General features: G+C 73.5%; 6 protein-coding genes. 4 read left to right on the top strand and 2 right to left on the bottom strand.

Going from position 1 to position 6519, the window contains the following annotated elements:
- Both BUE45_RS30885 and BUE45_RS30880 read right to left on the bottom strand, forming a co-directional pair.
- Positions 1-339: ATP-grasp domain-containing protein (locus tag BUE45_RS30885; protein ID WP_178378716.1), on the bottom strand; the 339-nt coding region annotated here is incomplete at its 3' end.
- A 480-nt stretch (positions 340-819) separates the two neighbouring features.
- Entirely contained in the window at positions 820-1227 is a 408-nt protein-coding gene (locus tag BUE45_RS30880; RefSeq protein ID WP_073384456.1) for a coenzyme B12-dependent isobutyryl CoA mutase small subunit, read from the bottom strand.
- A 116-nt stretch (positions 1228-1343) separates the two neighbouring features.
- Between BUE45_RS30880 and BUE45_RS30875 the strand changes: the two genes are divergently transcribed.
- The 4 genes from BUE45_RS30875 (at position 1344) to BUE45_RS30860 (ending at position 4898) form a co-directional block, all read left to right on the top strand.
- Complete coding sequence (locus BUE45_RS30875) at positions 1344-1628, top strand: hypothetical protein (protein ID WP_073384458.1); 285 nt, start codon at positions 1344-1346, stop codon at positions 1626-1628.
- Between the two features lie 59 nt (positions 1629-1687).
- A complete protein-coding gene (locus BUE45_RS30870; protein ID WP_281256392.1) occupies positions 1688-3088 on the top strand; it encodes an AlkA N-terminal domain-containing protein in 1401 nt (466 codons plus the stop codon).
- Between the two features lie 71 nt (positions 3089-3159).
- Complete coding sequence (locus tag BUE45_RS30865) at positions 3160-3711, top strand: methylated-DNA--[protein]-cysteine S-methyltransferase (protein WP_178378714.1); 552 nt, start codon at positions 3160-3162, stop codon at positions 3709-3711.
- A 167-nt stretch (positions 3712-3878) separates the two neighbouring features.
- A complete protein-coding gene (locus tag BUE45_RS30860; RefSeq protein ID WP_073384454.1) occupies positions 3879-4898 on the top strand; it encodes a M23 family metallopeptidase in 1020 nt (339 codons plus the stop codon).
- The last annotated feature ends 1621 nt before the right edge of the window (positions 4899-6519 follow it).

Here is a 6519-nt window from a genome sequence, read left to right as displayed (position 1 = left end):
GGCCCGGTCCAGCAGGAAGGAGAAGTAGTACTCCTCCGCGATGTCGGAGGCCTCCTCGACCAGGACGCGGTGGACCGTGTGGCCCTTGATGTCCATGCCGAGGATCTGCTCGGCCTTGGCCTGGGCGTCCTCGGGGCCCTCGGCGACCTTCACGCCGCCGGCCTTGCCGCGGCCGCCGGTCTTCACCTGGGCCTTGACGACGACGCGGGGCTTGCCCGCGGCGGCGAACTCATCGGCGATCGCACGCGCCTCGGCGGCCGTGCTCGCCACCTTCCCCTGGGGTACGGGAACCCCGTACTCTGCGAAGAGTTGCTTCGCCTGGTATTCGAACAGGTCCACGAGGGTCCGTCCTTGTAACTCGCTGGCTCAGGATGTCTAACCGGGGTGGCCTCGTCCGGATCCGGCTCGTGTCACACGGCACGAACACCCCGGTGGGGCCGAACCGTCTGCAGGGATCGAGATCGCCGCGGCGTCTTCAGCCACCCGCGACATGCGCAAAGCTTAGTCGCCCGAAATCCGGCCGCCGGACACCGGGGGCGCGTTGACCGCGCCGACCGGCCCGGCGATCGCCGCGCAGGAGGCCCTGGAGGGCCCCGCGGTGGGAAAATCTGTGACCAGCACCACGGTCTATAACACTGCCAACGAGGCGAAACCTCCGCACCGGGGCCCGGAGAGCGCCGACGGGGCATCCGGCGGCGGCGCGCTCCGTGACGAAGATTACGGGAGAACGTGACCCGCCCCCGCCGCGCCGCCGGCGGCCGCAGCGGGGGCACGGCGGTCGGGGCCGGGGTGGCCGGGCCGCGCACGGCCCGGGCGGGGTCAGGCGGCGTGCGCCGGGCGCACGTTCTCCTTGACCCACTCGGCGATCTCCGCCGTGGGCGCGCCCGGGGTGAAGATCTTCGCGACCCCCAGGCGCTCCAGCTCCGCGATGTCCTCGTCCGGGATGATCCCGCCGCCGAACACCCGGATGTCCTGCGCGTCGTTCTCCTTGAGCAGTTCCAGCACCCGGGTGAACATCGTCATGTGCGCCCCCGACAGCACCGAGAGGCCGATCGCGTCGGCGTCCTCCTGGAGGGCGGCGGCCACGATCATCTCCGGCGACTGGCGCAGCCCTGTGTAGATGACCTCGACCCCGGCGTCGCGCAGCACGCGGGCGACGATCTTGACTCCGCGGTCGTGCCCGTCCAGCCCCGGTTTGGCGACGACGACCCGTGCTGCACCAGCCATGGTCCAACCTCTCACGGCCCCTTGTGGGGACCCTTGTGCGAGAACACTCCGATGCCCTGAAGGGTAACCCAGGTCACTGCCCGCGGCCGGGCGCGGGGACGGGTATGGTCCGGAACATGGCACAGCAACAGGATCTCGACGTTCTCGACACCGAAGAACTCCGCGAGCGCGCGCTCGAACTGGCACGGAGGAAATGGGACCTGCGGTTCTTCTGGAAGCTGCTGGGGCTGATCCCCGCCGCCGAGGCCATGGCGGGCAACCAGGAGGCCAGCAAGGCCAGCGTCGCCCAGCTCTCGGGATTCGTGTACGAGGCGCTGTCGGCCGAGAACGACCCCGGAGTGCAGGAGGCGCTGCGCCCCGTGTACATCGAGTACCTGAAGGAGCACGCCGACGACGTCTGACCGCGATGTCCGAAAGCCGCCGGTCCGGGTCTCCCGGGTCGGCGAGGATGGATGTCGTGATGGACGATGAGCAGCGCTACCGCGCCGTACACGGCAGGGACTCCCGGTTCGACGGGATGTTCTACACCGCGGTGCGCACCACCGGTGTCTACTGCCGTCCCAGTTGCCCGGCGCGCACCCCCCAGAGGCGGAACGTCGACTTCTACCCGACGGCCGCCGCCGCCCAGGAGGCGGGATTTCGCGCCTGCAAGCGCTGCCGCCCGGAGCTGACGCCCGGATCGCCCGAGTGGAACATCCGCGCCGACGTGGTGGGCCGCGCCATGCGGCTCATCCAGGACGGGGCCGTCGACCGGGGCGGCGTGGGCGAACTCGCGTCCTCGGTCGGCTACAGCGAACGCCAGCTCAACCGCCTGCTCACCGCCGAACTCGGCGCCGGGCCGCTGGCGCTGGCCCGCACCGAGCGGGCCCGCACCGCGCGCACGCTGGTGGAGACCACCGACATGCCGATGACCGACATCGCGTTCGCGGCCGGATTCGCCAGCGTCCGCCAGTTCAACGAGACCATGCGCGCCATGTTCGACCGGGCGCCCACCGAGATGCGCGGCCGTGCGGTCCGCCCCGGCTCGGACACGATCACGCTGCGCCTGGCGTACCGGCAGCCGTTCGACCTGGACCGCCTCCTGGAGTTCCTGGGCGCACGCGCGGTGCCCGGGGTGGAGGAGTACGCCGGCGGTGTCTACCGGCGCACACTGCGCCTGCCGCACGGCCCGGGCATCGCCGAGCTGTCCGCCGGCCGCGGGCACGTGCTCTGCCGCCTGCGCCTGGCCGACACCCGCGACCTGACCGGGGCGGTGCGCCGGTGCCGCCGCCTGCTGGACCTGGACGCGGACCCGCAGGCCGTGGCCGAGACGTTCGCCGGGGACCCGCTGCTCGGCCCGACGGCCGCGCGCCTGCCGGGGCTGCGCTCGCCCGGCCACCCGGACCCGGCCGAGCTGGCGGTGCGGGCGGTCCTGGGCCAGCAGGTCTCGGTGGCGGCGGCCCGGACCCTGGCGGGACGCCTGGTCGGGGCGTACGGGGAACCGCTCGCCCCGGAGCTGCGCACCGGCGGCCTCACCCACCTGTTCCCCGCCCCGGAGGCGCTGGCCGCGGTGCCGCCCGGGGAGCTGCCGCTGACCCGCGCCCGCTCCGCCACCCTCACGGGCCTGGCCGCCGCCCTCGCCTCGGGCCGGGTGGACCTGGGGCCCGGCTGCGACCGGGACGAGGCGCAGGTCCGGCTCCGGGAGCTGCGCGGCATCGGCCCGTGGACCGCCTCCTACGTGCGGATGCGGGGCCTGGGAGACCCGGACGTGTTCCTGGGCACCGACCTGGGTGTGCGCAAGGCGCTCGCCGGAACGCCGGACGACAGGGCGTGGAGCCCGTGGCGGTCCTACGCGACCCACCTGCTGTGGGCGTCGCTGTGAAGGGGGGCACCGTGGAGGGTGCGCGGACGGCCCCTGTGGATGTGCAAGTGAGAACGGGAGTGGAGATGGACATGCTGCCCCTCGACATCGAGGTGACCGCCCCGGCGCGCGCCGCGGCCGTCGTGTTCAGGGACCCGGTGCCGGGCCCGACCCGGTTCACCACCGTGGACTCCCCCGTGGGGGAGCTGACCCTGTACGGGGACGGGGAGGCTCTGGGCGGGCTGCTCACCCCGGCCAAGGACGGCACCGGCCGGCACGCGCCCGCGGACTGGGTCCGCGGGGAGACGGGGGTGCTGGCGGACGCGGTCGCCCAGCTGCGCGCCTACTTCGCCGGGGAGCTCACGGAGTTCGACCTGCCCCTGGCTCCCGCCGGGACCGAGTGGCAGCGCCGCGTGTGGACGGCGCTCACGACCATCCCGCACGGCGAGACCGCGAGCTACGGGGAGCTGGCCCGGGAACTGGGCCGGCCGACCGCCTCCCGGGCGGTCGGCATGGCCAACGGGCGCAACCCCATCAGCATCGTCGTCCCCTGCCACCGGGTGATCGGAGCGGACGGCACCCTGACGGGCTACGCGGGAGGGCTGGAGCGCAAGAGGTTCCTGTTGTCCCTGGAGTCACGGTAGGAACGGGGGACTTCTCGGAAATCGACGCTTCTCCCCTTGTCCGCGCGTGGGCGCGTGGTTACTCTGCGGTAGCCGCGGCCTGAAGGCAGGCCCGCGGGCACGGCCGGGGCAGTGACCCCGCCCCGGCCTCCGTCGAACCCCGCTCGCCCACCCCACGAGGAGAAGCGTTGACGCCCCCCACCCCCCGTTACCTCGGCCTGTCCACACTCGCCCTGACCTGCGCGGCCGCCCTGGTCGCCACCGCGGGCGCCGCCCAGGCCGCCCCCGCCCCGGCGCAGGGGCCCGCCTCCGCCGACAACGTCGAGATCCTCGTCGAACCCGCGGTCGCCGACGACCTGCCCGGCGGCGGGGAGCCGCTGGCCGACGCGGTCGTCGCCGACGTCCTGGCCGAAGAGGGCGCTGGCATCGCCGCCCTCGGAGCGCAGGAGCGCGAGGTGCGCGTCGACATCCGCGAGGCCGCCGGCGGCTCCGCTTTCGGCGTCGCCATCATCGCCGTCCCGGTCGGTTCCGAGGACGCCCCGCAGGCCTGGCTGTTCGCCGCCGACGACGGCGCCGACGGCTGGGAGGTGGGACTGGAGGGGAGCGCCGAGTTCTCGGACATCCTCGCCGGCTCCGCTCTGATGGACGCCGAGCAGCGCGAGACCGTGGCGGCCTCCACAGACCCCGGCCAGGACGTCACGGCGGCCACCTACATCGGCGTCGGGCTGCCGTTCGCCATCGGCACCTCCATGGTCATGACCGGCGGCCCGCACGGCTGGGGTTCGGGGTACCCGTTCAGCTCGGTGGACTTCGCCGGCGGCAACGGCCAGGCCCGCGCGGCCCGGGGCGGGTACGCCTACAGCCTGTGCACCGGGTGGACGCGCGTCATCCACGACAACGGGTACTCCACGGACTACTACCACCTGGAGGACTACCAGTGGCTGCCGGGCAACAACGTCGGGGTGGGCCACTACCTGGGCACCCAGGGCAACAGCCTCTGCGCGGGCGGCTCCACCACCGGAGCGCACATCCACTTCGGGCTGAGGGCGTACACCGACCCGAACGCGGCGGGCTGGTACGTCCCGCTGCACGGTAGGACGCTCGGCGGCTGGACCTTCGCCGAGGGCGCGGCGTACGGCGGCTACGTGTACCGCAGCGGTGTGGGCACGGTGTACCCGGGAGGGTCGGTGTACAACTACGGCTTCTGACGGTTCCGCCCCCGCCCGCACCCCCGCAGGCGGGGGCGGTCCGCGCCGACCTCGCCCGCCCGGCCGGTGCGCCCGGCCACTGCCGGTCGGCGGACCGCGGCCTGCGCCGCAGTGGTTTTCCCCGACCGGGGCGCTCAGCCCCAGCGGGAGGGTGTCGCTGCCTGCTCAGGTTGCGGGGGTGAGAGCTCGACCGGAGTTCTCCGAAAGCTCAGCCGCTTGGAGAGGGCGGCCAGCGGAGCGTGGACCCGGCCCCGGCGCGGTCGGCGGGCGGCAGATTTTCAGCGCTGCGCGTTGGGCGCGCGTCCGGGGTGGTGGGGTGTGTTCCGGGGCTGGGTCGAGCGAGGCGATCCCAGCTCAGACACAGCGGCGGGAGGAATGCCCCCTGAAAAGGGTGGTGGGCGCGACAAGCGGCCCGTACGTAGAGCCCACCCATGCCCTCCTCAACGCAATGGGGGGTGGAGCGTGCGCTGTCTCTGGGCCTCCAGCACAGCCGGTGAGCGTTGATCCATGCCCCGGCTCCAGGGGGTTGGCGAGGGCACACTCGGCTCCACAGACACACGGGGGTGAGGGCCGCACGTACCTGCCCCGCCTCGCCCCTGGGGGTTGTCCACCCGCCGGGAGTGCTCAGCCGCAGCCGGAGGGCATCGCTCCCACTCCAGGTCGCGCGGGGTAAGGCCGCACGCTCCCACCCGGCCCGCCGTAGGGGGTGTCGGGTCACGCTCCCGGAACCTCCGCCCGAGGGGGTGGGACGGACGTGGAGGCTTCCAGGACGGTCACCCGTTGGGAAGGGCGGTCTGTGGTCGCGCCCGACCAGGACCTTTGGTCTCCAGGACGCCCGCCGCTTGGGAAGGTACAGACCGGCGGAGCCGGATCCGCCCCCACGACACGACGGGCGGCAGACGGCCGGGCGGGTGCGTGGGTCGCGCGTCCCGGGTGGTGGGGGTGTGCTGTCCGGGGGCGGGTCCGGGCGAGGCCTGCCCCGCCCGGCCACGTGGAAACGGAGGAAGGGTCCGCCTGCACACCCGCGGTTGCTCCCGACCTCGCTTGGAACACCAACCCCAGAAGCAGTAACCCGCACCCAAGCACCCTCCCGCACCACGACGCACCGAGGCCGCGCGCACGCGCAGCTCCCACCCCCCGGCTGGCCGGGCAAGCAGGTACGCGCGGCCTTCACCCCCGCGTGGTCGAGCGAGCAGGTAACCGCGGCCCTACCCCGCGCGACCCGAGGCAGCGCGACACCCTCCGGCTGTGGTCGGGGGCTCCGGGCGGGTGGATAACCCTCTGTGGCGCGGCCGGCAGGTGCGTGCGGCCTTCACCCCCATGGGTTCGCGGAGCCGAGTACGCCCTCGTCAACCCCCTGGGGTCGGGGTGGCGATGCATGCTGACCGGCTGTGGCCGGGGCCCGAAGACCGTGCACGCTTCACCCCCTACGGCGTTGGGAGGGCATGGGTGTGCTCTACGTTCGGGCCGCTCCTCGCGCTCACCACCCTTTTCAGGGGGCATTCCTCCCACCCCGGGCGGCTGGGCTGGGATCGCCTCGCTCGACCCAGCCCCGGATGACACCCCCACCACCGGCGACGTGCATCGAACGCACCGCCCCAGTGGTCTGCCGTGCGCCGAC

The sequence above is a fragment of the Nocardiopsis flavescens genome (assembly GCF_900141985.1).
Lineage (GTDB): Bacteria > Actinomycetota > Actinomycetes > Streptosporangiales > Streptosporangiaceae > Nocardiopsis > Nocardiopsis flavescens.
This window is presented reverse-complemented; position numbering and strand designations above follow the sequence as displayed.

Coding starts and splice junctions, on each gene's coding strand:
- BUE45_RS30865 (WP_178378714.1), top strand. CDS start 3,160: ATGCTGCCCCTCGACATCGAGGTGACCGCCCCGGCGCGCGCCGCGGCC.
- BUE45_RS30870 (WP_281256392.1), top strand. CDS start 1,688: ATGGACGATGAGCAGCGCTACCGCGCCGTACACGGCAGGGACTCCCGG.
- BUE45_RS30875 (WP_073384458.1), top strand. CDS start 1,344: ATGGCACAGCAACAGGATCTCGACGTTCTCGACACCGAAGAACTCCGC.
- BUE45_RS30880 (WP_073384456.1), bottom strand. CDS start 1,227: ATGGCTGGTGCAGCACGGGTCGTCGTCGCCAAACCGGGGCTGGACGGG.